This is a genomic window from Sphingorhabdus buctiana, assembly GCF_042680825.1.
Taxonomy (GTDB): domain Bacteria; phylum Pseudomonadota; class Alphaproteobacteria; order Sphingomonadales; family Sphingomonadaceae; genus Sphingorhabdus_B; species Sphingorhabdus_B buctiana.
On sequence record NZ_JBHUEL010000011.1, the window covers coordinates 1 to 26,495 of the forward strand.

The following is a 26,495-nucleotide window of genomic DNA, read 5'->3' on the forward strand; positions in this document are numbered from 1 at the left end:
ACGATGAGACCAAAACACTCCTTAAATCACAACATCAAATCTGTGCCATTGGTGCTGACGGGGAACACTCGCCGCTATTTGTCAGCGCCGACAATGTCGATGCGGTCAATCGCGTGATGGCACGGGTCGATGAACAGTTCGCGCGCGGTGCGCGCGTCTGGCCTCAGGTGCAGACCCGCCCGATCGACATCAGCTTCAGCTTTGCCGTGCCCAGCCTGTTGTTCATCCGCCTGCCCGGTTGGTACAATGTCATGCGCTTTGGCACCCGCGATGAAATCATCGAAGCCTTCAGCAATCCCGAAAGCCGGGCAAAGCTGGTCGCCGAGGCATCGTCGCAAATGGCACTCTGGTCGTTCCTGCGTCTGCGCCATGTCGCGAGCGAGGCCAACCAGCAATATGTCGGCAAGACATTAGCGGAAATCGGCGAAATGCGCGGTGTGACGCCGCTTGATGCGATGATCGACCTTTCGATCGAGGAAAAGCTCGACGCACATTTCATCGCCGAAAGCATGGGCCATAACCAAGACAAGGATGTCGGTGGCCTGCTGAAGCATCCGCGCGTCCATATAGGCGCAAGCGATGGTGGCGCGCACATCCTGTCATTTTCGACTTATGGCGACACCGGCTATCTGTTTGGCCATTTCGTCCGCGACAAGAAATTGCTGACGCTTGAAGAGTCGGTGCGGAAAATCACGTCGGAAACCGCCGCCATCTGGGGCATTCCCGAACGCGGCCTTTTGCAACAGGGGCTGGTGGCCGACATCGTGGTGTTCGACCCGCAGGCCATCGATCGTGGCGCAGAAGTCTATGTGCAAGACGTGCCCGGAGACGGCAGCCGCTATATCCGCGACGCAATCGGTGTGGATACTGTCATCGTTGCTGGGGGCGTCGCATGGAGCGCCGCAGAGGGTTATACCGATGATGCCCGCGGCTCGACCCTGCCCGCTCCGATCGAAACCCCGCTGGAGCGCATCGCCGCATGAGTTGGGACGGCGTCAGCGAGCGTCGGATCCAGACAAACGGGATATCGCTCAACATCGCAGAAGCGGGCGAAGGCACGCTGGTGCTGCTGCTCCATGGTTTTCCCGAAAGCTGGTATAGCTGGCGGCACCAATTCGCTCCGCTTGCGGCGGCAGGCTATCATGTCGTCGCCCCAGACATGCGCGGCTATGGCAAGAGCGACAAGCCCGCAGAAATCACCGCCTATAATCAGGTCGAAGTGGTGAAGGACATTATCGGCCTGATCCCGGCGCTGGGATATGAGACTGCCATCGTCATCGGCCATGATTGGGGTGCGCCGACTGCATGGGCTACCGCTCTGTTCCACCCGGATAAAGTGCGGGCGGTTGGTGGGCTGTCGGTTCCCTTCATGCCGCGCTCGCCAGTGCAGCCGATGCCGATGATGCGCGAAATGTTCAAAGGGCAGTTCTTCTACCAGCTCTATTTCCAGGAGCCCGGCGTTGCCGAGGCCGAGTTCGAGAAAGATTTGAAGACAGGGCTGCGCAAATTCCTCGTCATGGGTGGAGGTGAGACCGACCTGACCGCATTGCCGCCCAAGACCGAGCATGACGACCTGCTGTCAAACTTGCCCGATCCGGAAAAGCTGCCGCCCTGGCTCAGCGAGGCGGACCTTGATTTCTATACTGCCGAATTCACGCGTTCGGGAATGCGCGGACCGCTCAACTATTACCGCAACCACGACCTGACATGGGAAATGACGGAGGGCGCACCGACGCAAATCCACCAGCCCGCCATGTTTGTGGCAGGTACCGCCGATGGTGTGGTGATGATGGCGGCAGAAGCAATCAAGGCTATGCCCATGTTCGTCACGGACCTGCGGCTCAACCGCATGATTCCGGGGATCGGCCATTGGACCCAGCAAGAGGCACCAGATGCGGTGAATGAGGCAATACTCGAATTCCTTTCGATGGTGGATGGCTGAGGACAATGTCGACAGCTGAAAAAATCTTGGTCATCGGCGCGGGAATTGGCGGTTTGTGCACCGCGCTGCTGCTCGCGTCTTCGGGGCGTGAGATAGTCATGGTCGAACGCGACGGCCCGTTGGGGACATCCGATCCGGACGAGCTATTTCACAACTGGAAGCGCAACGGCGTCGCGCATCTACGCCAGAGCCACGCTTTCCTCGCCCGTTTGCGCAAGATCATGAAAGACGAGCATCCTGCCTTGCTCGACCAACTTCTCGCCACCGGCGTGCGCGAACTGCCCTTTGACGTCTGGCTGACCGAGCAGCAGCAGGCAAGTTATGAAGCCGCGCCGGAAGATGCCGACCTCACCATCATCACCAGCCGCCGCACGACGCTGGAAATGACGATGCGCCGCTATGTCGAGACCCTGCCCAATGTGAAGCTGCTGTGCGGATATCGTGTCGAGCGGTTGATCACGCACAAGGAAGACGGCGGCGTTTTGCATGTTTCCGGTATCGAAGGTGTGCAAGACGCAAAACCAGTCACTTTGACTGCCGACATAATCGTCGACACCTCAGGCAAAGGCGGCCGTTCGATCAACCAGTTGATCGCCGAAGGCGCGAACATCGCGGAAGAGAGCGAAACCGCAGGTATCCTTTATTTCACCCGGCACTATCGCTTGCGCCCCGGCCAGATAGAGCCGGATAGGACCAGCAATCCCCCGGCCTCGGGCGATCTGGGCTATCTGAAATTCGGCGTATTCCCGGGCGACAATGGCAATTTCTCGATTACGCTGGCCGTGCCCGAGGTCGAACTCGAATTGCGACAGAAGATTGTCGATCCTGAAATCTTCCACGGCATAACGCTGATGCTGCCCGGCCTCCATCCCTGGACCAATGCCGAACGTTCCGAGCCGGTCGGCAAGGTCATTGGCATGGGAGACCTTGTCAGCCGCTGGCGCGATATGGTGGTCGACGGCAAAGCTGCGACGCATGGCTATTTCGCACTGGGCGATACGTTGGTCCGGACGAACCCGCTTTATGGCCGTGGCTGCTCATTCGCTGCTGTGAGTGCACAAGCGCTGCGCAAAGTGCTCGACACGCATAGAGGGCCGGAAGAACGCGCCCTCGCCTATCATGAGGCCATAAAGCTCGAACTGCGGCCCTTTTACATCAACCAGCGAACGCAGGATCGCGCTGCCATAAAGGAAGCGCGCCGCGCCTTGACGCCGGGGCAAAAGCAACGGCTGCGCGCTCGGCTGACCAAGAGTTTCGTGAAAGACGGTATCGAAATTGCAATCCGTTCCGATACACGCCTGTTGCGCGAAGCATTGCGCGGTTTCCACATGCTCGAACATCCCGAAGCATGGCTGAAGCGACCCCGCAACCTTGCTGGCGTGCTATATTACTGGGCGCGGGGGAAACGCCGAAATGCTGCCGCCTATCGGCCTGATCCGGGGCCGGAGAGACAGCATATGCTGGCTGCATTGAAGATTGACCACCAGGCAGACATTGATCGTATCGCCGCTGAGCCATCCAAGGTCGCTTAGCGGCGGGTTTCAAGCGATCCGGATCTTCTTTTCGATTCCATCGATAATGCTTCCGAGCTTTGATGCAGCGCGCACCACATCTTCGATGGGTGAAGCAAAATCACTGAGGATCCAATCGAGCGCGATATGAACGATTGCCCCGACGGCGCCGATAGCAACCATCCGGTCGGTCCGCGAAAGCCGGTCGAGCGGCGCATCGACCACAACTTCGGCAAATCGTTCGGTCGCGGTTTCCAGATAAGCGTCAACCACCGGGCTGATGCCCCTGATTTCCACCAGAAAGGCGCGCGCATGGGCAGGCTGTTTGCGCAACATGCCATAATAGTGGAAAAGGATCGTCTCCAACCGGTCGGCTCGTGCGACCGCGGCACATTTGGCCTGCAATTCGCTCACCATATGCTCCAGCGACGCCGAAGCCACTGCGACAAGCATGTCTTCGCTATTGGCGAAGCTTTCATAGAAATAGCGCTCTGTCAGGCCCGCTTCGTCGCAAACCGCTTTTACCGATGAATGGCGAAAGCCCCGTTCGCTATAGACTTTGACGGCAGCCGCCATCAGCAGCGCGCGGCGCTCTGCCTTTCGCTCGTCAGCCCCCCGGCCACGCCATCGTCTTTCGGTCGTTTGCGCCATTATCGCGGGCAAGCTTAGCCGAACCGGATAGGAAGTGACAATCTGTATTGTCATTTATAGAGGCATCGTCACAGTTTGAAATAAATGGCATTTCAAAGCATCGAGTGCCGATCGGCAAATCGAAACTTGCAAATGGTGCAATTTTCTTTGCAGCAATCCGCGCTTTCCGGACTTTAAATTACCAAAACATCCGTCTACCGCGAATCAAATTTTCCAGATTCGCAGAATAAGGGTAGGCCATGGGATTTCCTCCGGCACAGGGACTGTATGACCCGCGTAATGAGCATGACGCATGCGGCGTCGGCTTTATTGCGAACATCAACGGTGAGAAGAGCCACACGACGATCGAGCGTGGCTTGCAGATCCTCGTCAACCTCGACCATCGCGGTGCGGTGGGTGCAGATCCGTTGCTCGGAGATGGCGCGGGCATCCTGATCCAGATTCCGGACGCGCTCTATCGAGATTGGGCCAAAGGCGCTGGCGTAAACCTGCCGGCACCTGGCGATTATGCCGTTGTTATGTGCTTCCTGCCGCAGAACGAGGCAGCGCGCGAATTCGGTATCAAGAATTTCGAGAGCTTCATCGTCAAGGAAGGCCAGACGATACTTGGCTGGCGCGACGTGCCAACCACGCTGGATGGCCTTGGTAAGGCGGTTATTGAACAGATGCCGGTCATTCGCCAGCTCTTCATCGGACGCGGTGAGAATTGTGCAGATCAGGACGCATTCGAACGCAAGCTGCTCGCGATCCGCAAGCAGGCGCAAAACCCACTTTTTGCATTGGAAGAAAAGCATGGTCTTCCCGGCCTTGGCAGCTTCTATATCCCGTCCATGTCAACGCGCACCGTTGTCTATAAGGGCCTGCTGCTCGCCGGGCAGGTTGGTTCCTTCTATGACGATTTGCGTAATCCGCTGTGCCAATCGGCGCTAGCCCTCGTCCACCAGCGTTTCTCGACCAATACTTTCCCAAGCTGGAAGCTGGCGCACCCCTATCGCTTTGTCGCGCATAACGGAGAGATCAACACGGTTCGCGGCAATGTGAACTGGATGAACGCGCGTCGCCGCACGATGGAATCGGACCTGATGGGCCCCGATCTCGACAAGATGTGGCCGATCATCCCGCACGGCCAATCGGATACGGCGTGCCTCGACAATGCGCTCGAACTGCTGCTCGCCGGCGGATACAGCCTCGCCCACGCGGTGATGATGCTGATCCCCGAAGCATGGGCCGGCAACCCGATGATGGATGCCGACCGCCGGGCATTCTATGAATATCATGCTGCGTTGATGGAGCCATGGGACGGCCCTGCTGCCGTCGCCTTCACCGACGGCAGGCAGATCGGCGCAACGCTCGACCGCAACGGCCTGCGCCCTGCTCGTTTCTGCGTAACCGATGATGATCATGTCATCATGGCATCCGAAAGTGGCGTATTGCCGATCAAGGAAGACAATATCGTCCGCAAATGGCGTCTCCAGCCGGGCAAGATGTTGCTCATCGATATGGAGCAGGGCCGCATCATCGAGGATGAGGAAATCAAGGCGCAGCTTGCGACCAAGGAACCTTATGCCAAGTGGCTCGAATCCGCGCAGTATAAGCTGAAGGACCTCGACGAGGTCGAAGTCGCGGATGGCGCGCTCGCCAACGATCACAGCGCATTGCTCGATCGCCAGCAGGCCTTCGGCTACACGCAAGAGGATATCAGCAAGTTCCTCGAGCCGATGGCAACCAATGGCGATGACCCACTCGGATCGATGGGCACAGACACGCCGATTGCTGTTCTCTCGAACAAGCCGCGCCTGCTCTACGATTATTTCAAGCAGAATTTCGCGCAGGTCACCAACCCGCCGATCGATCCGATCCGCGAAGAACTGGTGATGAGCCTCGTCAGCATGATCGGCCCGCGTCCCAACCTGCTTGGCCATGATGCGGGTACGCACAAGCGGCTTGAGGTTGACCAGCCGATCCTCACCAACGCCGATCTCGCCAAGATCCGTTCGGTCGAACAGGCCCTCGATGCCGCGTTCCGCGCCGAAACCATCGACATCACCTGGGATGCCGCCAGTGGTGCTGCTGGCCTTGAAATGGCGATCAAGGAAATGTGCTGGGCCGCGACCGAGGCGGTGCTGCAGGACAAGAACATCCTGATCCTTTCAGACCGTGCGCAGGGCCCGGACCGGATTGCCATGCCCGCCTTGCTGGCGACCGCAGCCGTGCACCACCACTTGGTCCGCCAGGGCCTGCGCATGCAGACCGGTCTGGTTGTCGAAACTGGCGAAGCGCGCGAAGTGCACCATTTCTGCGTGCTTGCAGGCTATGGCGCAGAAGCGATCAACCCCTATGTCGCCTTTGAAACGCTCGAGGAAATCCGCGTTCGACAAGGCCTGCAGCTTTCGACCTACGAAGTGCAGAAAAACTATATCAAGGCGGTCGGCAAGGGCATCCTCAAGGTCATGTCCAAGATGGGGATTTCGACCTATCAAAGCTATTGCGGCGCGCAGATTTTTGACGCGGTCGGGCTGTCGTCCGAATTTATCGGCAAATATTTCACCGGCACCGCGACGACCATCGAAGGCGTCGGGCTAGCTCAAATTGCCGAGGAAACCGTCCGCCGCCATGCCGCGGCCTATGGCGACAATCCGATCTATCGCAACATGCTCGATGTTGGCGGAATCTATGGATACCGCATCCGGGGTGAGGATCATGCCTGGACGCCGAACAGCGTTTCCAAACTGCAGCACGCAGTGCGCGGCAACAATCCGAAGGAATATGAAGAGTTTGCCCGTTCGATCAACGAACAGAGCGAGCGCCTGCTGACCATTCGCGGATTGATGGAGTTGAAGCCGGCCGACAAGCCGCTCGACATCAGCGAAGTCGAACCCGCATCCGAAATCGTCAAGCGCTTCGCCACTGGCGCGATGAGCTATGGCTCGATCTCTTGGGAGGCGCACACCACGCTGGCACTCGCGATGAACCGCATCGGCGGCAAATCGAACACCGGCGAAGGCGGCGAAGACCCCAAGCGTTTCAAGCCTCTGCCCGATGGCAGCTCGATGCGTTCGGCGATCAAGCAGGTCGCCTCGGGCCGCTTTGGCGTGACCGCGGAATATCTGGTCAATGCCGACGATATCCAGATCAAGATGGCGCAGGGTGCGAAGCCCGGTGAAGGCGGCCAGTTGCCGGGCGACAAGGTCGACAAGACCATCGGCGCAACCCGCCACTCAACCCCCGGCGTCGGCCTGATTTCTCCGCCTCCGCACCACGACATTTATTCGATCGAGGATCTGGCGCAACTGATCCACGACCTCAAAAACGTCAACACTGGCGCGCGTATTTCGGTAAAGCTCGTCTCCGAAGTTGGCGTCGGCACGGTTGCCGCTGGCGTTTCGAAGGCGCGCGCCGACCATGTAACCATTTCGGGCTATGAAGGCGGCACAGGCGCCTCTCCGCTCACATCGCTTACCCACGCGGGTTCGCCATGGGAAATCGGCCTTGCCGAAACCCAGCAGACCCTGCTTCTCAACAACCTGCGCAGCCGCATTGCGGTGCAGGTCGATGGCGGGCTCCGCACAGGCCGCGATGTTGCCATTGGCGCGCTGCTCGGGGCAGACGAGTTCGGCTTTGCGACAGCACCGCTGATTGCGGCAGGCTGCATCATGATGCGCAAATGCCATCTCAACACCTGTCCGGTAGGCGTGGCGACGCAAGACCCTGTGTTGCGCAAGCGCTTCACCGGCCAGCCCGAGCATGTGATCAACTATTTCTTCTTCGTCGCCGAAGAACTGCGCGCGATCATGGCCGAAATGGGCTTCCGCACCATCGACGAAATGGTCGGCCGCGTAGACCGCATCGACATGAAGAAAGCGATCCACCACTGGAAAGCGCAGGGCGTTGACCTGTCTCGCCTGCTGCACGTCGTCGATACCAAGGGCGGGTCGCTGCACCAGACCGAAATGCAGGATCACGACCTCGACAAGGCGCTCGACCGTGAACTGATAGCGGCAGCTGCACCCGCACTTGAAAGGGGTGAGGCTGTTCGCATCGAACGTGAGGTCAAGAGCCTGAACCGTACAGTAGGCGCGATGCTTTCGGGCGAAGTGGCCAAGAAATATGGCCATGCAGGTTTGCCTGAAAACACCATCCAGATCGCCTTTACCGGCGTGGCTGGCCAGAGCTTTGGCGCGTTCCTTGCGCATGGCATCACGCTCGACCTGACAGGCGATGCCAATGACTATGTCGGCAAGGGCCTGTCGGGTGGCCGCGTGATCGTCAAACAACCAGCCCATGTGAAGCGCGAGCCGACCGAGAATATCATCGTCGGCAACACCGTGCTGTACGGTGCGATTGCAGGCGAGGCCTATTTCAGCGGTGTCGCCGGTGAACGCTTTGCCGTGCGCAATTCGGGCGCGCTTGCGGTGGTCGAAGGTACTGGCGATCATGGCTGCGAATATATGACCGGCGGCGTTGTCGCCGTGCTCGGCAAAACCGGGCGCAACTTCGCCGCAGGCATGTCGGGCGGCGTCGCCTATGTCTATGACGAGGATGGTCGTTTCCGCGAACGCTGCAACATGGCGATGGTCGATGTAGAGGCGATCGAGGCTGATGGCCCCGAAGCCGAGAACAGCGCTGGAGCGCCGACGCAGCGGGCATCGAATGTCCATGATTTCGGCATGGGCGACATGCTGTATCATTCGGCGGATCGCCTGCGCATCCTGCTCGAACGGCACCATCTCTACACCGGAAGCAAGCGCGCACGCGCCATCCTAGACGATTGGCCCAATGCCTTGGGCAAGTTCGTCAAGGTGATGCCAAAGGATTACAAGCGCGCGTTGAAGCAGCTCGAGGCTGAACGCCTTGCCGCTGCCCATGTCGCGGCTGAATAAGATTACGGAGCAATAAAGTGGGTAAGGCAACAGGCTTTCTCGAGATCGACCGGCAAGACCGGAGCTATTCAGACGCCAAGGAGCGGTTGAAGCACTACAAGGAATTTGTCGTGCCGCTGCCCGAGGAGAAGCTGAAGGCGCAAGCATCCCGCTGCATGAATTGCGGCATTCCTTACTGCCACAATGGCTGCCCGGTGAACAACATCATCCCGGACTGGAACCATCTGGTCTATGAAGGCGATTGGCAGAATGCACTCGAGGTGCTGCATTCGACCAACAACTTCCCCGAATTCACTGGCCGCATCTGCCCCGCCCCGTGCGAGGCAAGCTGCACGCTCAACATTGATGACGCACCCGTCACGATCAAATCGATCGAATGCGCCATCGTCGATCGCGGATGGCAGGAAGGCTGGATCCAGCCGCAGCCGCCAAAGCGCAAGACCGGCAAATCGGTAGCTGTCGTCGGCTCAGGCCCCGCAGGCATGGCCTGCGCACAACAACTGGCGCGCGCCGGGCATAGCGTCACGCTGTTCGAGAAGAACGACCGGATGGGCGGGCTGCTTCGCTATGGCATCCCCGACTTCAAGATGGAGAAGGACCTCATCAACCGCCGCCTGATGCAGATGCAGGCGGAGGGTGTGGTGCTGCGCGAGTCCACTGAAATCGGCGTCCATGTCTCGATGGAAAGCCTGCGCGAGAATTTCGACGCAGTGGTGATGTCAGGCGGCGCCGAAGAGGCGCGCCAGTTGAACATCCCGGGTGCCGAAATGGCGGGCGTGCGCCTCGCCATGGAATTCCTGACCCAGCAGAACAAGCGCAATGCAGGCGACGAAGAAACCCGCGCCGCACCGCGCGGATCGATTGTCGCGACCGGCAAGCATGTCATCGTTATCGGTGGCGGCGATACCGGTTCGGACTGCGTCGGCACCTCGAACCGCCAGGGTGCGGCTTCGGTTACCCAGATCGAAATCATGCCCAAACCGCCTGTCCGCGAGGACAAGGCGATGGTGTGGCCCGAATGGCCGCTCAAGCTGCGCACCTCATCGAGCCACGAAGAAGGCTGCGAGCGCGACTGGGCGATCAATGCAAAGCGCGTGCTCGGCGAAAATGGCCAGGTTACCGGCCTCGAATGCGTCCGCCTCGATTGGTCAAACGGCCGGATGGAAGAGGTGCCGGGCAGCGAGTTCGTGCTGAAGGCAGACCTGATCTTCCTCGCCATGGGCTTCACTGGCCCGCGCAAGGCAGGGATGCTTGACCAATCCGAAGTCGAACTCGACGAGCGCGGCAATGTGAAAGCGAATGTCAGCGACTACAAGACCAGCCAGGAAGGCGTGTTCGCTTGCGGCGACATGCGCCGCGGCCAGAGCCTTGTCGTCTGGGCAATCCGCGAGGGTCGCCAATGCGCCCATGCAGTGGACGAGCATCTGATGGGGTCGAGCGAACTGCCGCGCTAAGCTGCGTCAGACATCAAAGCGCACACCCTGCGCCAATGGCAGGGCGTTGCTGTAGTTGATGGTATTGGTCGCGCGCCGCATATAGCCCTTCCATGCGTCGGAGCCGGACTCGCGTCCGCCGCCGGTTTCCTTTTCGCCGCCAAAGGCCCCGCCAATTTCGGCGCCCGAAGTGCCGATGTTGACATTGGCGATGCCGCAGTCGCTGCCCGATGCTGACAGGAACATTTCGCATTCGCGCATGTCGAGCGAGAAAATCGAAGACGAAAGCCCTGCCCCCACGCTGTTTTGCAGCGCGATTGCATCATTAAGTTCCGAATAGCGGAAGAGATAAAGGATCGGGGCAAAGGTCTCGCGCAAGGCCGGACCTGCATGGCTTTCCATTTCGACGATTGCGGGGCGTGCATAGACGCCGGGTCGATCAAGCCTTTCGCCTCCATATATCCTTGCGCCCATTTCGTTGGCTTCGGCCAACGCGGATTGCATCCGTTCAAACGCATTTTCGTCAATCAGCGGCCCTGCAAGATGGGCTGTATCAAGCGGATCACCAACCGGGATGCTTGCTGCCGCAGCCTTCAATTTGGCGGCGAAATCATCATAAACCGCGTCATGCACGAACAGTCGGCGCAGGCTGGTGCAGCGCTGGCCGCTGGTGCCGACCGCAGAAAAAAGCACACCGCGCAGCGCCAGGTCGAGATCTGCCTTGTTACTGACAATCGCGGCATTGTTGCCACCCAGTTCAAGAATGGTTCGGGCGAAACGGGCTGCTGCCGCCTGCCCCGCTGCGCGGCCCATTTCAGTGCTTCCCGTTGCCGAAATCAGCTTTATGCGGGAGTCCGCAACCAATGCTGCGCCGGTATCGCGCGCGCCAATGATGACCTGTGACAATCCATCGGGCGCATCTTCGAAATCAGCCAGCACCTTATCGAGCAACGCCTGCACCGCCAGCGCGGTGAGCGGCGTTTTCTCCGACGGCTTCCAAACGATGCTGTTGCCACACACCAACGCCAGCGCGGCATTCCATGCCCAGACCGCTACCGGAAAGTTGAAGGCGCTGATGATCAGCGTCGGCCCCAGCGAGTGCCACTGCTCCATCATCCGGTGGCCGGGACGTTCGCTGGCGATGGTCAGGCCATGGAGTTGACGCGACAGGCCGACAGCGAAGTCGCAAATGTCGATCATCTCCTGCACTTCGCCTTCGCCTTCGCTGATTGGCTTTCCGCATTCGATGGTGACAAGGCGGGCGAGATCAGCCTTGTGATCGCGCAAGGCATTGCCGAAGCGGCGGACGAGTTCGCCTCTTCGTGGCGCAGGTAAGGTGCGCCAAGCAAGGAAGGCGTTCAGGGCGCGGTTCAAGGCTGCATCGATTTCCGCGGGTGACGCTGTTTTGACGGAGCCGATCTGGCTGCCGTCTATGGGCGTATGGACCGGGAGGTCGCCGCTGGAAACGGTGCAGCCAAGTTGACCCAGCACAAAGTCGACGTCCATCCGAATTGACATTACTGCCTCCCAAAGGCGTCATCCTGAAATTTTTCAGGATCCATTTCGCCTTTCAAGTTTCGTCCTTAGCTGCACGATGGACCCTGAAACAAGCATGTCCTGAGCCAGTCGAAGGGTTCAGGGTGACGGCCTCTGATGCAACTTGTTTCATCTCGATGAAAAGTCTAGCGAGCCGGAAACGCAAATGGAGATTCCCATGGCCGAAATGGCAGCCTTTGACTGGTCCGATCCCTTTTTCCTCGACGATCAATTGACCGAAGAGGAGCGCATGATCCGCGATGCCGCACACGGCTTTGCGCAAGAGGAGCTCCAGCCGCGCGTGATCAAGGCGTTTCGTGAGGAAGTCGATGCGCCCGAACTGTTCCCGCTGATGGGACAGGCTGGCTTGCTGGGTGCAACGATCGACCCGGCTTATGGTGGTGCAGGTGCGAGCTATGTCGCTTATGGCTTGATCGCCCGCGAAATCGAGCGCGTCGATTCAGGCTACCGGTCGATGGCTTCGGTCCAGTCGAGCCTCGTCATGCATCCGATCAATGCATATGGTTCGGAAGAGCAGCGCCGCAAATATCTGCCCGGCCTTGCCGCCGGCAAATTGATTGGCTGTTTCGGCCTGACCGAACCCGATGCGGGCAGCGATCCTGCGGGCATGCGCACCACAGCCAAGAAGGTCGATGGTGGTTACGTCATCAACGGCAGCAAGACATGGATTTCAAACGCACCTTTCGCGGACGTATTTGTCGTTTGGGCAAAGAGCGAGGCCCATGGAGGCGGCATTCGCGGCTTCATTTTGGAAAAGGGCATGAAGGGTCTGTCCGCGCCCAAGATTGAGGGTAAGCTCAGCCTTCGCGCATCGACCACCGGCATGATCATGATGGACAATGTAGAGGTCGGTGAAGACGCGCTCCTGCCGGAAGTGCAGGGTTTGAAGGGGCCGTTCGGTTGCCTCAATCGCGCGCGTTACGGCATCAGCTGGGGCGCTCTGGGTGCAGCAGAATTCTGCCTCCACGCCGCGCGCCAATATGGCCTCGACCGGCACCAGTTCGGCAAGCCGCTGGCGGCGAACCAGCTTTACCAGAAAAAACTCGCCGATATGATGACTGACGTCGCACTCGGCCTTCAGGCTTCGCTCCGCGTTGGCCGTTTGATGGACGAAGGCCGCTTCGCGCCCGACATGATTTCGATCGTGAAGCGCAACAATGTCGGAAAGGCGCTCGATATCGCCCGGATGGCACGCGACATGCACGGCGGCAATGGTATCAGCGAGGAATATCAGGTGATCCGCCACATGGTGAACCTCGAAACCGTGAACACCTATGAGGGTGCGCACGATGTCCATGCGCTGATACTCGGCCGTGCAATTACGGGAATTGCCGCTTTCTAAACTGCCTCCCTTCCCGCTTACGGGAGGGGAAGGAATTACCGCCCCAACAGCGTCCTTGCCTGCCCAGCGATTTGCGCGAGCATCGCAGGCGTTGGCAAACCGCCACGCCGTGCCCGGTCTATCATGCCGCGGAACATCGACACCCGATCACCATGCTTGGCGAGCCAGGCAGTAACGGCATCGCTGTCAGCCTTTTTCTGGCGGCGCAGGAAATCGAGCCGCATCGCCTGGAAGTCCCGCGCGAGGCCGGCGACGAGCAAGCGTTCCCAAGGATCTTTGGGATCCATCTGCATCGCGCAATTCTGCGCCCAGCCAAGGCCTAGCGCATCGCCAATAAGGACAAAGGCCCGGGTCAGTTCTTTGGCATCGGCATTGCGATCGCTGGCCAATGCCGCCAAGCCAATGGCACCGTCGAGTTGTGCCATGCGCACCAGTTTCGCCACCAGTTTGGCCGGAGCGCCGCCTGCCGACAATTTGTCGCCATAAGCTTCGGTTTGCGCGGCAACATCGGGGGTGAGCAATTCCTTGCGCGCAGCCGACAATATTTCGACAATCGGCGCATAATCGGCAATCGCTGCACCAACGCTTCGTCCTTCCTTGCCGTTGCGGATCATGTCCGCCATGTGCGCACGCGTTTCGGCCGCCACTTGCTGGAACAGCATGATGCGAGTGGCCTCAGGGATTTTGGCCGCGTCGATTTCAGCCCATAGCTCCGGCAACTCGAACAGGCGTTCGGCAATCGCAAAGGCCTCAACCACAATCCCGAGCGAGCAACCTTCTTCTTCGGCAAGTTCGAACGGATGCAGCATGCCCATGCGGTTGATCATGCGATTGGCAATCTTGGTCGCGATGATTTGCGGCCGCAGTCGGTGCGCAAGGATCGCATTGCGATGCGCCTTTGCCATCGGTTCGGGGAATGCGGCGAGCAGTTCTTCATCCATCGCGCTGTCTTGCGCCAATGGACTATGCTCTGCGGCATCCTGCGCTGCGAGCTTTGCGGTCGACAGCAGAACGGCAAGTTCAGGCCGGGTCAGACCATAGCCATCTGCCTCGCGCCGCAGATATTCGTCATTCCCCAGCAAACCCTCGACCGTGCGATCGAGCCGTCCCTGGCTTTCGAATATCTCCATCAAACGGACACAAGCGGGCAGATCGCCTGCACCTCCGCTTTCGGAAATCGACAGCGCAAGGGTTTGGAGGCGGTTATCCTCCAGCACCAGCCCCGCCACGTCATCGGTCATGCTAGCAAGCAATTTGTTACGCGACTCAATTTTGAGTCGGCCTGCCGCCATCTCTGCATTGAGCGCGATCTTGATGTTGACCTCGTTATCCGAGCAATCGACACCCGCGCTGTTGTCGATGAAGTCGGTGTTGATGCGCCCGCCCTTCAGACCGAACGAAATACGCGCCGCCTGGGTCACGCCCAGATTGGCGCCTTCACCAACAACCTTGGCGCGCAGGTCCTGCGCGTTAACGCGGATCGCGTCGTTTGCGGGATCACCGACTTCGACATTCGCTTCACCGGCGTCCTTGATGTAAGTGCCGATACCGCCGAACCAGATGAGGCCGACTTCGGCGCGCAGTATCGCCTTCATCAACGCCGCCGGTTCCATCACGCTATCTTCCACGCCAAGCAGCGCGCGCACTTGCGGTGAGAGCTTGATCTCCTTTTCGCTGCGCGCAAATACACCGCCGCCCTTGGAAATCAGCTTTGCATTATAATCCGCCCAGCTCGATCGTGGCAGGTTGAATAGCCGCTGCCGTTCCTTCCAACTGGTTGCCGGATCGGGATCGGGATCGAGGAAAATGTGGCGATGGTCAAAGGCCGCGACCAGTTTGATCGACTTGGAAAGCAACATGCCGTTGCCGAAGACGTCGCCCGACATGTCGCCGACGCCGGCAACCGTCACCGGCTCCTTTTGCACATCGATGCCCATTTCGGCGAAATGGCGCTGCACCGATACCCAGCCACCCTTGGCGGTGATGCCCATGGCCTTGTGGTCATATCCGACCGAGCCGCCGCTGGCGAAGGCATCACCCAGCCAGAATCCGCGTTCAAGCGCGATCGCATTTGCCACGTCGGAAAAGGTTGCCGTGCCCTTGTCTGCCGCAACCACGAAATAGGGATCATCGCCATCGCGGATGACGACATCCTGCGGGTGGACGACCTTGTTATCGACTAGGTTGTCGGTGATCGACAGCAGCGTGCGGATGAAGATGCGATAGCTTTCGGTGCCCTCGGCCAACCATGCATCGCGGTCTACGCGCGGGTCGGGCAAGCGCTTGGGATAGAAACCGCCCTTGGCTCCGGTCGGAACGATCACCGCATTTTTGACGCGCTGCGCCTTCATCAGTCCAAGGATTTCGGTGCGGAAATCGTCGCGCCGGTCAGACCAGCGCAGGCCGCCACGCGCCACCGGCCCGGCACGCAAATGGATGCCTTCGACGCGGGGCGAGTAAACGAAAATCTCGCGCCATGGCAGCGGTGCCGGCAACCCGGGGACATGGACGCTATCGAGCTTGAACGCCAACGCCTCCTTCGATGCGGGGGCAAAGGCATTGGTGCGCAGCGTCGCACGGACAACTGCGTGCATTAGGCGCAGGATGCGGTCTTCATCGGCGGCGGCCACCTTGGCCAAACCTGCCTTGATTTCATCGTCGAGCTTTCCAGCCGTCGTCGCACGGTCACCCGCAAAAGCCGGATCGTGTAGTGCAGTGAACAACGACACAATGGCGCGCGCAATCCCGGCATTATTACCGAGCGCAGCGACAACGGTGGGGACACCATAATTAAGGCCTGTCTGGCGCAGGTAACGATGCCATGCGCGCAGCCAGACCACTGCCTGCGGCTCGAGCCCGGCAATGGTGATCAGCTGGTTGAACGCATCATTCTCCGCTTTGCCGTCGATTACCTGCGTCAACGCGGTTTCAATAATTTGCTTGCGCGCGAACAACGGCTCGGTCGATGCGCCGCCGCGCAGTCCAAGGTGGAAGTCGTGGATATGGGCGAGCTCACCAAGCGCGGTCGGCACCTGTTCGATTACATTAAAACCGAAATTTTCGAGCACCGGCACAACGTCGGAAAGCGGCATCGCTCCGCCGGCGTTGTACACTTTCAAGCTGAGTGTGCTGTCATCCTCGTCCTTGTCACGGATCAGACGCGACACACGCGAGTGATCGCGCTCCATCGCGAGCAGCCCGATCATGTCCTGCGCGGCCTCTTCGATCGCATATGCCATGCGGTGCGATTGCGGGAAAATGGCGGCGTAGCGTTCCATCAAAGCAGCAGCGCGTTTTTCATCGGTGACGCGCGCCAGTTCGGCCTCGACCGCAGGCTCCCACCCGCGCACCATCAATTGCAGGCGGCGATCAAGCGCAGCCTCGTCAAACACCACCGAGCGATCTTCAAGGTCGAGAAGGTAACGAAGCAGGCCAATGCCCCCATCTTCAAGCCCGATGGACCAGCCGAGCACGGTCGCACCGCGCGTTTCGGTCAGCATCGCTTCAATGGCGCGGCGCAGACCGGTGGAAATATCATCGCGCGGCAGCCAGACAAAGACGAACACGTGCCGCCCCAGCGCGGAACGCACCGCGAGCAGTTTGGGCCGCGGCCGATCGATCAGCGACATCGCGGTCAGCGTCACGCGCTCGAGGTCCGCAGGTTTGAACGATACCAGCAGATCGTGCGGCAACGAGGTCAGTGCATGCGACATGGCCTTGCCAGCATGCCCCGATGGGTCGAAGCCGTAGCGTGCCAGCAAGTCGGAAAGCTGGGTACGCAGGAGCGGGATGCGCTCTGGCGGGGTCGCGAGCGCAGCGCTGGTCCAAAGGCCACCCGTTACCGAAAGTCCGGTCAGCTTGCCGCCTTCGCGAACAGGCACCACCAATATGTCCAGCTGAACCGAACGGTGCACCGTCGAAACACGGCTCGATTTGAGGATCAACGGCGCTTCACCGCCGTCGGCAAAAAAGCGGGTGGCGCGTATGATGCTTTCACCAGACAGCAAGGCGACATCGCTCGATCGGGCGAGCCCCAGCCGTTCCACACGCTCGCTGCCACCCATGATGCGCTCGTGTGCCAAAACCGTCATCGCGCCGTCGATGAACCAGCGCATCAGCGCCGCGCCCTCACCGTCGGGCAGGCTGTCGGCATCGGCCGCCATCGCGCTTTGCATCTTTCGCCAATCGGTCACGGCGCAGCGAACATCCTGCAGCACCGCATTCAGATTGGCGGCAAGCGCGCGACGTTCCTTCGCATCGATCCGCGAAGTCTCGACATAGATGAAGCTTTCGCGATTGCCCGTCAGGCCGCGCTTCTCGCTCAGGGCGGTGAGGTTGCCGGATTTGTCACGTTCGACATCAACCACTGGGTGGATCAAGCGTTCGATCGCGACATTCGCGGCAGCCAAGGCCGCGGCGACCGAATCCACCAGGAAAGGCATGTCGTCGTTGATCAGGGCGATGCGCATCGCAAGGCGGCCCGATGCATCTGCGAAAGTATCGATGCCGATGTTGGGCTTGCCGCTGCTGCGTTTTCCGGCAGTCGCGAGCATGAAATCCACGGCCTGCGCGAGCGCTGCTTTGTCCAGACCGTCAACTTCGCCGGGAAGCGCCGTTGCCAATATTGTTGCAGCCAAGGGTTTTGCCAATTTGGGATCGGCACTCGCCATGTCGTTCACTCCGCATCATTTGGGGGGTCGCATGCCCCTTTGATTTTCTTTGCCCTATGCCGCTGTTGGAACGGCCAAACAACAAGATAGTTGCGATTGTAACGATTTTTACGCTGCGGAAACGGATGCGCTTGCCGAGCCGCTACCGCTCGGTTACCACATCGTGACAACAGCATAAAGTAAAGGGGAAGCACGGATGGACCGTCGGCTGACATGGTACATATTGGCAGGAATGGTCCTGGGTGTGATCGTCGGGCAGGTCTTGCACGCTTATGTCGACCCCGCCGTGGTGAAGGAATCGGTCGCACCCTGGCTAAAGCTGTTGTCCGATATCTTCCTGAACCTCATCAAATTGCTGGTCGCGCCCTTGGTGCTCTCCACCATTGTCGTCGGCATAGCGAATATGGGCGATAGCAGCGCGCTGGGCCGCATCGGTTTCCGAGCGATCAGCTGGTTCATCATCGCCAGCCTGATTTCGATCGGGCTTGGCCTCATCATGGTCAACCTGTTCCAACCCGGTGTAGGCGCGCCCATCCCCGAGGCCGCCGAAGCGGCGAAGGCGGTGGGTGAGGTCAAAGACCTGAAGGCGACCGAGTTCATCCTCTCAATATTCCCGAAAAACGCCATTGAGGCGATGGCGACCAACAATATCCTGCAGATACTGGTCTTCTCGATTTTCGCCGGCGTTGCCTTGTCGGCAATCGGCGAAAAGGGCGCATCGCTCGTTCGCGGTGCTGACGCGCTGGCCGAAATGATGCTGCAGGTAACCGGTTATGTCATGCGCTACGCACCGGTTGCGGTTTTTGGCGCAATCGCCAATGTCGTCGCTGCAAGCGGGCTCGACATTCTGGGTACCTATCTAGAGCTTCTTGTCGAATTCTACCTCTCGCTGGTGCTGCTCTGGATCATCCTGTTGACGGTGGGCGCGATCTTCCTGCGCCAGCGTATCTGGACGCTGATCCGCTATATCCGCCAGCCGCTGATGATCGCCTTTTCGACCGCATCATCCGAAGCGGCGCTGCCCAAGATGTTTGAACAGCTTGATCGCTTTGGCGTGCCCCGCCGCATATCGGGCTTCATCCTGCCGCTGGGCTACAGCTTCAACCTCGATGGTTCGATGATGTATATGAGCTTTGCGACGATCTTCATCGCGCAGGCCTATGGCATCGACCTTTCGATCACGACGCAGATCATGATCCTGCTGACGCTGATGATTTCGTCCAAGGGAATCGCTGCGGTGCCGCGGGCATCGCTGGTGGTCATCACCGGCACGCTGGCGATGTTCGGATTGCCCGTCGAAGGCGTCGCGATCATTCTCGCGATCGACCAGTTCCTCGACATGGGCCGCACCGCGACCAACGTTGTCGGCAATGCGGTTGCCACTTCGGTGATCACCAAGTGGGAAGGCATGCTGGAGGTGGAAGAGCCCGAATTTGTCGAGCACCCGCATGCCCCCGCACATACAGCTCATGGCGGTGCGAGAGGCCTCGAACTTGCGGAGGATATGGTCGAGGACGAACGGACGAAAAAGTAATTATCGGGCGCGGAGTATTTCGATCAGCCGGTCGACATCCTCTGCGTCTTGATACAGTCCGAAACCGATGCGCAGCACGTCGCCGCGCACATCGGTGATGACATTCCGGTTTTCCAATTGTGCATGCAGCGCCGCAGCGCCCGGCCCTTTATAGGCCAGGAAACGGGCATGATTCCCACTGCCAGACGGATTGAGAAGACGGAAATCCGGCAATGCATTGGCGTCGATAAAATGTTTCTGCAGCTCGGCCACATGGGCAGATACCTTAGGGGTCGTCAGCCCCTCGGCATCGAGCATCCGCCGCACAGCGTTGAAGCGATAGAGGCCGGATGGATCGAATGTACTTCCCAGGAACCGGCCGCCATCCTGCGCATATCCCACTGCGCCGGGCGGCAACGCCAAATCCTCAAATGCCGCATACCAGCCAGTGATGACTGGCCTGGGTGCAAATCCGGGCGGTGCATGCAGGAAGCAAACCCCCTCCCCTGCCATGGCGTATTTATAGCCGCCTGAGACGTAGAAGACGCGATCAGCTATTGCCGATAAATCGGTCGCTATCGCCATGAAGCCATGATAGCCATCAATGACAACCCACGGGCCTTCAGGTTTTGCGAGCGCCGCTAACCCCTCCAGGTCGGTGATGATCGCCCCCGAGTTGAACAGCACATGGCTGGCAAAGATGAGGTCGAAATCACTTGCCTCTGCGGTGGCGGTCAGTTTGTCCGCCGATACAGTGGAGAGAATCGCTTCCCCAGCCTCTACCCAACGGGCCATTTGCCTGCGAAAGCTGTGAAACTCGCCATCGGTGGCCAGCACCCGCACCGGCCGTTTTGGAATGGCGGAAAAGATACGGACGAGAAAGTCGTGCGTGTTTGGCGAGAAGGCAATCGTCGATGGATCGGGCAGGCTCAATTCGCGCGCGATGTGGCGCTGCGCCTCACCCCAAACCGGCCCCATGATGTGGCCCCATTTCAGGTCCGCCATACGGGCCGCATCTTCCCAAGCCGCCGTCTGACCATCGAAACTAGCATCGGGCCACAGATGGTGGCTGTGCGCCGCAAAATGCAGCCGGTCCGGTTTGGCCGAGAGCGAGCGGGAGAAGAGGTGTTTGTAGGTCACAATTCGGTTCTCAACGACCAAAGCTCGGGAAATGCCCGCTTGCCCAGCGTACCCTGCAAATAGCTGACACCTGCAGTGCCACCTGTGCCGCGTTTTCCGCCAATCACGCGCTGAACTGTTAAGACATGCTTGTGCCGCCAGCTCGCCATGGCATCGTCCAAGTCTACCAGTTTCTCGGCGAGCTGGTACAATTCCCAATATCGTTCGGGTTCGCGATAGACTTTCAGAAAGGCGGCTTCGACCGACGCGTCCGGTGTATATGGCTGGCTGACATCGCGATGCAGCACTGCGTCCGAAATAGGCAGCCCAGCCCGCGCAGCGGCGGCAATGGCATCGTCCCAAATGCTGGGTGTCTGCAGCGCATTGCGCATTGCCGCCTGTGCCTCGGGTCGGTCTTCCTGATATTTCAGGAAGCCCCCGTCCTTCAGCCCGAGCAGATATTCAACCGTGCGGAACTGGTCCGACTGGAAGCCAGAGCTGGGCCCCAGTACATGCCGGAAGCGCGTATAATCCGACGGTGTCATCGTTGACAGCACATCCCAGCTCAGCGTCATCACCGCCTGGATGCGGCTGACCCGCGCAAGCGCCTTATAGGCTGGAACCAACGCATCTGCCTGAATCTGGCTTTTGGCCAGATGCATCTCGCGAATAATCTGTTTGAGCCAGAGTTCTTTGGTCTGGTGGATGATGATGAACAGCATCTCGTCATCCAGTTCAGATTGCGGGTGCTGGCAGGCAAGAAGATCATCGAGTGCCAGATAGCGGGCGTAGGTCATATCGGTCATGCCTGACCGATACAGTTTCATTTGAAACTATGCCAGCCTTGCAAATACAGCCATGTTGCAGAATAAGGCTTGGGAGGTGGAGTTATGAGCAAGATGGCAAACAGCTTTTCCGAATTTTGGCCAATTTACCTGCGCGCACATAGCGTGCCGTTGTGCCGGGCGCTGCATTATTGCGCGTCGATTTGCGGGTTATTCGCAGTCGCGATGGTGGCATTCACGGGCAATCTGTGGTGGATCGCTTTCGGGCTGGTCGGCTCCTATGCATTTGCCTGGGCCGGCCATTTTAAGGTCGAGAATAATGTGCCACTGACGTTCAAGCATCCGCTCTGGTCATTGATCGCCGATTACCGGATGTTCTTCCTCTGGGCGGGCGGTCGATTGGGGCAACACCTCGCCGCAGCGGGTGTCAGCGCCAAGGGCTAACCCAAAAGCGCATCCAGCCATTTTTCAACCAGCACCCCGGCCTCTTCCCTGCTGAACGGCGCGTCGCCAAGGCTGAGTTCGAGCCAAAGCCCGTCGACCAATGCTGTCAGCGCAACAGCGGTCAACCGATGGTCACCGGGCTGGCAGGCAGAGAGTAGCGTTTCCAGATCGGCGCGGTAATCGCGGTAAATTTCACCATGCAGAGCTGCAATATGCGGGTCGGTCTTGGTCAACGCCCAAAAGGCAAGCCAGGTCGCCAGCAATTCGGGGTCGGCAATCGGCGGTACGAAACTCGCGGTCAGATAGGCGAGAAGGCGGTCGCGGGGGGCATCGGGCGCTGCAGCAACAGCATCAGCCAATGCCTTCTGCACACGATCGCCCGTCGAGCGATAGGTCGCAGCAATCAAAGCATCGATGCCATCATAATAATGGCGGAGCAGCCCGGGGGAGACACCTGCCTCGGTACAGATCACGCGCACCGAAGTTCCCTGCACGCCATTGCGAGCGAGCGAGTGCGCGCAAGCCGCGATCAATGCGTCGCGCCGGGCATCGGCGCTTTCGCGCGTGAAGGATGATCGGGCTGCTTGCATATTGTTATACACTCGTATAACAACTGCTCCATCATGGCAAGCATCCATAAACTCGACACTGGTCACGACCCGTTGGACGGCTGGAGCCTTCCGGCATGGACTTATAACGACGCCGAATTCGCACAGCTCGAAATCGACCGCATTTTCCGCCCCGGCTGGCAGGTGGTCTGCCATGTTTCGGATGTGCCCAATGCGGGTGACTGGCACAGCCTCGACTATGTCGGTGAAAGCGTCATCGTCGTGCGCGGGCAAGACATGCAGTTGCGCGCCTTCACCAATGTCTGCCGCCACCGTGGAAGTCGGCTGGTCGACGGATCAAGTGGCTGCGCCAAAAAGCTGGTCTGCCCCTATCACGCCTGGACCTATGATTTGGATGGCCGGCTTACCGGCGTTCCCGATAGTGCCAGCTACCCCACGCTCGACAAGGGCAAGGCGGGGCTGGTGCCAGTGGACATGGAAATCTGGCGTGGCTTCATCTTCGTTCGTCTCGAAAGCGGTGGCCCCTCGGTTGCCGAGATGATGGCCCCCTATGAAGATCAGGTTGCGCCCTATCGGTTCGAAGAATTGAAGGCATTGGGCCGCGTCACGCTGCGCCCGCGCGATGTGAACTGGAAGAATGTCGGCGACAATTATTCGGATGGTCTGCACATCCCGGTCGCGCATCCCGGCCTGACCCGCCTGTTCGGCAAAAGCTATGGTGTCGAGGCCGAGCCGCATGTTGATCGCATGTGGGGCGACCTTGTCGACCGGCCATCGAACAACTGGTCCGAACGCGCCTACCAGAACCTTTTGCCCTCGGTTCCGCATCTTCCGGAAGCAAACCAGAAACGCTGGCTCTATTTCAAGCTTTGGCCCTCGGTCGCATTCGACATTTACCCCGATCAGGTCGATTTCATGCAGTGGCTGCCCACTGGGCCGACCACCTGCCTGATCCGCGAAATCAGCTATGTTTTCGATGATGAACGCCGTGAAATGAAGGCCGCGCGCTATCTCAACTGGCGCATCAACCGTCAGGTCAACGCCGAAGATACCGCACTCATCACCCGGGTGCAGGAAGGCATGGCTAGCCGCACCTTCTCGATGGGCCCGCTGTCCGACAAGGAAGTCTGCCTTAAAAGCTTTTGCGCACGCATCCGCGATCTTATCCCGGAAGCCCGCCTCGAAAAACGCCCGGCACCGGGCTGGAGCCACAAATGACCCAGAAATATGATGCCGTGATCATCGGCGGCGGCCATAACGGCCTTGTCTGCGCCTTCTACCTCGCCCGTGCGGGCATGAAAGTGCGCATCGTCGAGCGCCGCAATGTCGTGGGCGGAGCGGCCGTAACCGAGGAATTCCACCCCGGTTTTCGAAACTCGGTCGCGAGCTACACAGTCAGCCTGCTGCAACCCAAGGTGATTGCCGACATGCGCTTGGCCGATCATGGCTATCGCGTGATCGAGCGCCCGATCAGCAACTTCCTGCCGCAGGAAGATGGCGGTTACCTGAAACTCGGCGGCGGGCTGGAACGTACGCAGGCTGAGTTTGCCCGTTTTTCCAAACATGATGCACAGGTCCTGCCAGAATATTACGACATGCTGGAAGGCGTCGCCGATGTGTTGCGCGATCTGGCGCTCAAATCGCCACCCAATGTCGGCGAGGGCCTGAAGACGTTGTTCGATGGTGCGCGTCAGGGAATGGGACTTGCCCGCCTGTCGCTATCGCAGCAGCGCGATGTGCTCGACCTATTCGTCAAATCCGCGCGCACATTCCTCGACAGTTGGTTCGAAAGCGAAGCTGTGAAGGCAGCCTTCGGTTTCGACGCTGTGGTCGGCAACTATGCCAGCCCCGATACGCCGGGCAGCGCCTATGTCCTGCTCCACCATGTCTTTGGCGAGGTGAACGGAAAGAAAGGCGCATGGGGCCATAGCGTCGGCGGCATGGGCAACATCACCCAGATCATGGCCAAGGTGTGCCGCGAGCATGGCGTCGAAATCAGTCTCGAAAGCCCCGTCGCGCGCGTACTGGTCGATGGCGGCAAGGTGGCAGGCGTGCGCCTCGAAAGCCGCGAGGAAGTGATTGCCGACCGTGTGATTTCCAATGTCGGGCCGAAACTGCTGTACGAGCGGATGTTCGATGACAGCGACCTGAGCGGCGAATTCAAACGCCGCATCAAGGGGTTCAAGGCAGGCAGCGGCACCTTCCGCATGAATGTTGCCTTGTCCGAACTGCCCAAATTCACTTGCTTGCCCGAACCTGGCGAGCATCACCAGTCGGGCATCATCATTGCACCAACGCTCGATTATATGGACGAGGCGTTCCTCGACGCCAAGCGCTATGGCTGGTCGAAACGGCCGATCGTTGAGATGCTGATCCCCTCCACCGTTGACGACAGCTTGGCTCCTCCGGGCCAGCATGTAGCCAGCCTATTCTGCCAACAATTCGCCCCTGAGCTGCCAGATGGCCGCGACTGGGATGCGGAAGAAAGCAAGGCTGCCGATACCATCATCGACACGGTTGAAGCCTATGCTCCCGGTTTCCGTGCCTCGATCCTAGGGCGCCAGATCCTCAGCCCGAAGGGGTTGGAGCGCAAATTCGGCCTTGTCGGTGGCGACATCATGCACGGCAATATGAGCCTCGACCAACTGTGGTCAGCTCGTCCGGTGCTGGGTAATGGCGCCTATCGCGGTCCATTAAAGGGGCTCTATATGTGCGGCGCAGGCACGCATCCAGGCGGCGGTGTTACCGGCGCGCCGGGGCACAATTGCGCTCAGGAAGTGCTGGCCGACCGGTCGGTGCTCGGCAGGGTTTTCCGCCGCGCCCACCAGTAAAGCGGCAGGCCAGCGAACATCAACACGATGCTCAAGCCGCTGGCTTCGATACCAGCGCCCCAAAGGCTCCAGACACCAAAGGCGAGGCCCAGAAGCGCAAAGGGCACAGCGACCCGGCGTTTCAGGGCCACCGCTGCACAGGCGAGGTAAAGCCACAAAGTCACCGATGTGGTCAGAAGCGCCATGAAGGTGAAAAGCCCCGCCATCGACTGGCTGCTATTTGTCAGAATAAGCAAGCTGCCCAATATGGTCGCAGAAAGCAGACCGTTGATTGGAACGCCATTTTCGGTGACCCGCGCGAACCATTCAGGCATCATCTTGCGCTTGGCCATCTCCAGGGGGAGTTCGCCTTGTACCAGCGTCCAGCCATTGACCGCCCCGATCGCACTGATCGCAGCGAATGCCGCAACCATCGATGCAGGGCCGGGTGACCAGAAAGTAGAGACAAAAAGCTCAAACGGCGCAGGCGAAGCCGCGACCTGATCGGCGGGCAACATCAGGGTGATGCCCGAACAGACGACCAAATAGATTATGCCGGAAAGCAGCGCGCCGTAGAATGTTGCACGCGGAACATTGCGTTGCGGATTGTCGATCTTGTGCGAAGCGGCGCAAGCGGCCTCGAAACCGATCATCGCCCAAAGCGTCATCGCGGCAGCCGTGTTGACCGACGGGAGTGAAAGCCCCTCTTCCGGGAAAGGTGCCAATGCGGCGGTTCCTTCGCGGCCGAAAATCACACCGATCAGGATGGCGACGACAATCAATGGCGTCAGCTTGAGGAGCGTCGTCACCACCTGGAACGAACCAGCCGAACGCACCCCAAGCAGGTTTACGCCGGTCATCGTCCAGATAACAGCAAGCGCCGTGAGCGACGGATGTTCGCCGAGCACCGGAAGGAAACTCGACATATAGGAAGTGGCGCCAACGGCAATGGTGACACAGCCGGTCCATACCGACACCCAAAAGGCAAAGCCGATGAGGAAGCCGGCGAGCGGACCGAAACTGCGCTCGACCAGTTCGGCAGGGCCGATAGCGCCTTCATGGCTGGCCGTGAGTTTGGCGAGGACATGCGCAAGGCACAACGCCCCGGCAATCGTCACTGCCCAGCCTGCGATCGCATTCCAGCCAAAGGGTGCCAGTCCCTGCGGTAACAAGAAAACCCCAGAGCCGATCATATTGCCCATGACCAGAGCCACGGACATGAAAAAGCCGAGCTTTTGGCCCGGCTTTTTCGTTTCTTCGTTCATCAAT

General features: G+C 59.5%; 17 protein-coding genes. 10 read left to right on the plus strand and 7 right to left on the minus strand.

Annotated elements, in window-relative coordinates; all coding sequences use genetic code 11:
- The 3 genes from ACFSAG_RS12570 to ACFSAG_RS12580 form a co-directional block, all read left to right on the plus strand.
- The coding region (locus tag ACFSAG_RS12570) for an amidohydrolase family protein (protein WP_381515360.1) at positions 1-983 on the plus strand (983 nt) is incomplete at its 5' end.
- A complete protein-coding gene (locus ACFSAG_RS12575) occupies positions 980-1,942 on the plus strand; it encodes an alpha/beta fold hydrolase (protein ID WP_381515364.1) in 963 nt (320 codons plus the stop codon). The genes ACFSAG_RS12570 and ACFSAG_RS12575, both read left to right, overlap by 4 nt.
- Before the next feature lie 5 nt (positions 1,943-1,947).
- Positions 1,948-3,474: an FAD-dependent oxidoreductase gene (locus tag ACFSAG_RS12580; protein WP_381515367.1), complete on the plus strand. Its 1,527-nt coding sequence runs from the start codon at positions 1,948-1,950 to the stop codon at positions 3,472-3,474.
- A 9-nt stretch (positions 3,475-3,483) separates the two neighbouring features.
- Here the strand turns inward: ACFSAG_RS12580 and ACFSAG_RS12585 are convergent, their stop codons facing one another.
- The gene (locus ACFSAG_RS12585; protein ID WP_381515370.1) at positions 3,484-4,158 is read right to left on the minus strand and encodes a TetR/AcrR family transcriptional regulator; all 675 of its coding nucleotides are present in this window, start codon (positions 4,156-4,158) and stop codon (positions 3,484-3,486) included.
- 185 nt (positions 4,159-4,343) lie between these two features.
- Between ACFSAG_RS12585 and gltB the strand changes: the two genes are divergently transcribed.
- Together gltB and ACFSAG_RS12595 are read left to right on the plus strand one after the other, a co-directional pair.
- Positions 4,344-8,984, plus strand: coding sequence for a glutamate synthase large subunit (gene gltB / locus ACFSAG_RS12590; RefSeq protein ID WP_381515373.1), 4,641 nt, complete (start codon positions 4,344-4,346; stop codon positions 8,982-8,984).
- A gap of 17 nt (positions 8,985-9,001) precedes the next feature.
- On the plus strand, positions 9,002-10,438 hold the full coding sequence (locus ACFSAG_RS12595) for a glutamate synthase subunit beta (protein ID WP_381515380.1): 1,437 nt from the start codon (positions 9,002-9,004) through the stop codon (positions 10,436-10,438).
- Positions 10,439-10,444: 6 nt separating this feature from the next.
- Here ACFSAG_RS12595 and amaB read toward each other — a convergent pair whose 3' ends face one another.
- Positions 10,445-11,935 (minus strand): L-piperidine-6-carboxylate dehydrogenase, encoded by a 1,491-nt coding sequence (amaB, locus tag ACFSAG_RS12600; protein WP_381515385.1) that lies wholly within the window; start codon positions 11,933-11,935, stop codon positions 10,445-10,447.
- A gap of 196 nt (positions 11,936-12,131) precedes the next feature.
- Here amaB and ACFSAG_RS12605 point away from each other — a divergent pair, with 196 nt between their 5' ends.
- Positions 12,132-13,316 carry an acyl-CoA dehydrogenase gene (locus ACFSAG_RS12605; protein WP_381515387.1) on the plus strand — a complete coding sequence of 395 codons (1,185 nt, stop codon included), beginning with the start codon at positions 12,132-12,134 and terminating at the stop codon, positions 13,314-13,316.
- A gap of 35 nt (positions 13,317-13,351) precedes the next feature.
- On the opposite strand, the gene ACFSAG_RS12610 is transcribed toward ACFSAG_RS12605, so the two are convergent.
- On the minus strand, positions 13,352-17,986 hold the full coding sequence (locus tag ACFSAG_RS12610) for an NAD-glutamate dehydrogenase (protein ID WP_381515391.1): 4,635 nt from the start codon (positions 17,984-17,986) through the stop codon (positions 13,352-13,354).
- 196 nt (positions 17,987-18,182) lie between these two features.
- Here ACFSAG_RS12610 and ACFSAG_RS12615 point away from each other — a divergent pair, with 196 nt between their 5' ends.
- The gene (locus ACFSAG_RS12615) at positions 18,183-19,520 is read left to right on the plus strand and encodes a dicarboxylate/amino acid:cation symporter (protein ID WP_381515393.1); all 1,338 of its coding nucleotides are present in this window, start codon (positions 18,183-18,185) and stop codon (positions 19,518-19,520) included.
- Here ACFSAG_RS12615 and ACFSAG_RS12620 read toward each other — a convergent pair whose 3' ends face one another.
- Positions 19,521-20,639: a kynureninase/PvdN C-terminal domain-containing protein gene (locus ACFSAG_RS12620; protein ID WP_381515394.1), complete on the minus strand. Its 1,119-nt coding sequence runs from the start codon at positions 20,637-20,639 to the stop codon at positions 19,521-19,523.
- Positions 20,636-21,424 carry a tryptophan 2,3-dioxygenase gene (locus ACFSAG_RS12625; RefSeq protein WP_381515397.1) on the minus strand — a complete coding sequence of 263 codons (789 nt, stop codon included), beginning with the start codon at positions 21,422-21,424 and terminating at the stop codon, positions 20,636-20,638. Before ACFSAG_RS12625 ends, ACFSAG_RS12620 begins: the two co-directional genes overlap by 4 nt.
- Before the next feature lie 84 nt (positions 21,425-21,508).
- Here ACFSAG_RS12625 and ACFSAG_RS12630 point away from each other — a divergent pair, with 84 nt between their 5' ends.
- Entirely contained in the window at positions 21,509-21,847 is a 339-nt protein-coding gene (locus ACFSAG_RS12630) for an Mpo1-like protein (RefSeq protein WP_374614660.1), read from the plus strand.
- Here ACFSAG_RS12630 and ACFSAG_RS12635 read toward each other — a convergent pair.
- Positions 21,844-22,437: a TetR family transcriptional regulator C-terminal domain-containing protein gene (locus tag ACFSAG_RS12635; RefSeq protein ID WP_374614659.1), complete on the minus strand. Its 594-nt coding sequence runs from the start codon at positions 22,435-22,437 to the stop codon at positions 21,844-21,846. The two genes, ACFSAG_RS12630 and ACFSAG_RS12635, sit on opposite strands and share 4 nt — an antisense overlap.
- A gap of 33 nt (positions 22,438-22,470) precedes the next feature.
- Between ACFSAG_RS12635 and ACFSAG_RS12640 the strand changes: the two genes are divergently transcribed.
- Both ACFSAG_RS12640 and ACFSAG_RS12645 read left to right on the plus strand, forming a co-directional pair.
- Positions 22,471-23,634, plus strand: coding sequence for an aromatic ring-hydroxylating oxygenase subunit alpha (locus ACFSAG_RS12640; protein WP_381515403.1), 1,164 nt, complete (start codon positions 22,471-22,473; stop codon positions 23,632-23,634).
- Positions 23,631-25,247, plus strand: a complete 1,617-nt coding sequence (locus tag ACFSAG_RS12645; protein ID WP_381515406.1) for a phytoene desaturase family protein — start codon at positions 23,631-23,633, stop codon at positions 25,245-25,247. Before ACFSAG_RS12640 ends, ACFSAG_RS12645 begins: the two co-directional genes overlap by 4 nt.
- Here ACFSAG_RS12645 and ACFSAG_RS12650 read toward each other — a convergent pair.
- A complete protein-coding gene (locus ACFSAG_RS12650) occupies positions 25,187-26,491 on the minus strand; it encodes an amino acid permease (RefSeq protein WP_381515409.1) in 1,305 nt (434 codons plus the stop codon). The two genes, ACFSAG_RS12645 and ACFSAG_RS12650, sit on opposite strands and share 61 nt — an antisense overlap.
- Between the last annotated feature and the right edge of the window lie 4 nt (positions 26,492-26,495).

What these genes read in the sequence shown, in the direction of transcription:
- ACFSAG_RS12585 (WP_381515370.1), bottom strand. Translation starts at nt 4,158, where the DNA reads ATGACAATACAGATTGTCACTTCCTATCCGGTTCGGCTAAGCTTGCCC.
- amaB (WP_381515385.1), bottom strand. Translation starts at nt 11,935, where the DNA reads ATGTCAATTCGGATGGACGTCGACTTTGTGCTGGGTCAACTTGGCTGC.
- gltB (WP_381515373.1), top strand. Translation starts at nt 4,344, where the DNA reads ATGGGATTTCCTCCGGCACAGGGACTGTATGACCCGCGTAATGAGCAT.
- ACFSAG_RS12615 (WP_381515393.1), top strand. Translation starts at nt 18,183, where the DNA reads ATGGACCGTCGGCTGACATGGTACATATTGGCAGGAATGGTCCTGGGT.
- ACFSAG_RS12650 (WP_381515409.1), bottom strand. Translation starts at nt 26,491, where the DNA reads ATGAACGAAGAAACGAAAAAGCCGGGCCAAAAGCTCGGCTTTTTCATG.
- ACFSAG_RS12645 (WP_381515406.1), top strand. Translation starts at nt 23,631, where the DNA reads ATGACCCAGAAATATGATGCCGTGATCATCGGCGGCGGCCATAACGGC.
- ACFSAG_RS12605 (WP_381515387.1), top strand. Translation starts at nt 12,132, where the DNA reads ATGGCCGAAATGGCAGCCTTTGACTGGTCCGATCCCTTTTTCCTCGAC.
- ACFSAG_RS12625 (WP_381515397.1), bottom strand. Translation starts at nt 21,424, where the DNA reads ATGACCGATATGACCTACGCCCGCTATCTGGCACTCGATGATCTTCTT.
- ACFSAG_RS12640 (WP_381515403.1), top strand. Translation starts at nt 22,471, where the DNA reads ATGGCAAGCATCCATAAACTCGACACTGGTCACGACCCGTTGGACGGC.
- ACFSAG_RS12610 (WP_381515391.1), bottom strand. Translation starts at nt 17,986, where the DNA reads ATGGCGAGTGCCGATCCCAAATTGGCAAAACCCTTGGCTGCAACAATA.
- ACFSAG_RS12635 (WP_374614659.1), bottom strand. Translation starts at nt 22,437, where the DNA reads ATGCAAGCAGCCCGATCATCCTTCACGCGCGAAAGCGCCGATGCCCGG.
- ACFSAG_RS12630 (WP_374614660.1), top strand. Translation starts at nt 21,509, where the DNA reads ATGAGCAAGATGGCAAACAGCTTTTCCGAATTTTGGCCAATTTACCTG.
- ACFSAG_RS12580 (WP_381515367.1), top strand. Translation starts at nt 1,948, where the DNA reads ATGTCGACAGCTGAAAAAATCTTGGTCATCGGCGCGGGAATTGGCGGT.
- ACFSAG_RS12575 (WP_381515364.1), top strand. Translation starts at nt 980, where the DNA reads ATGAGTTGGGACGGCGTCAGCGAGCGTCGGATCCAGACAAACGGGATA.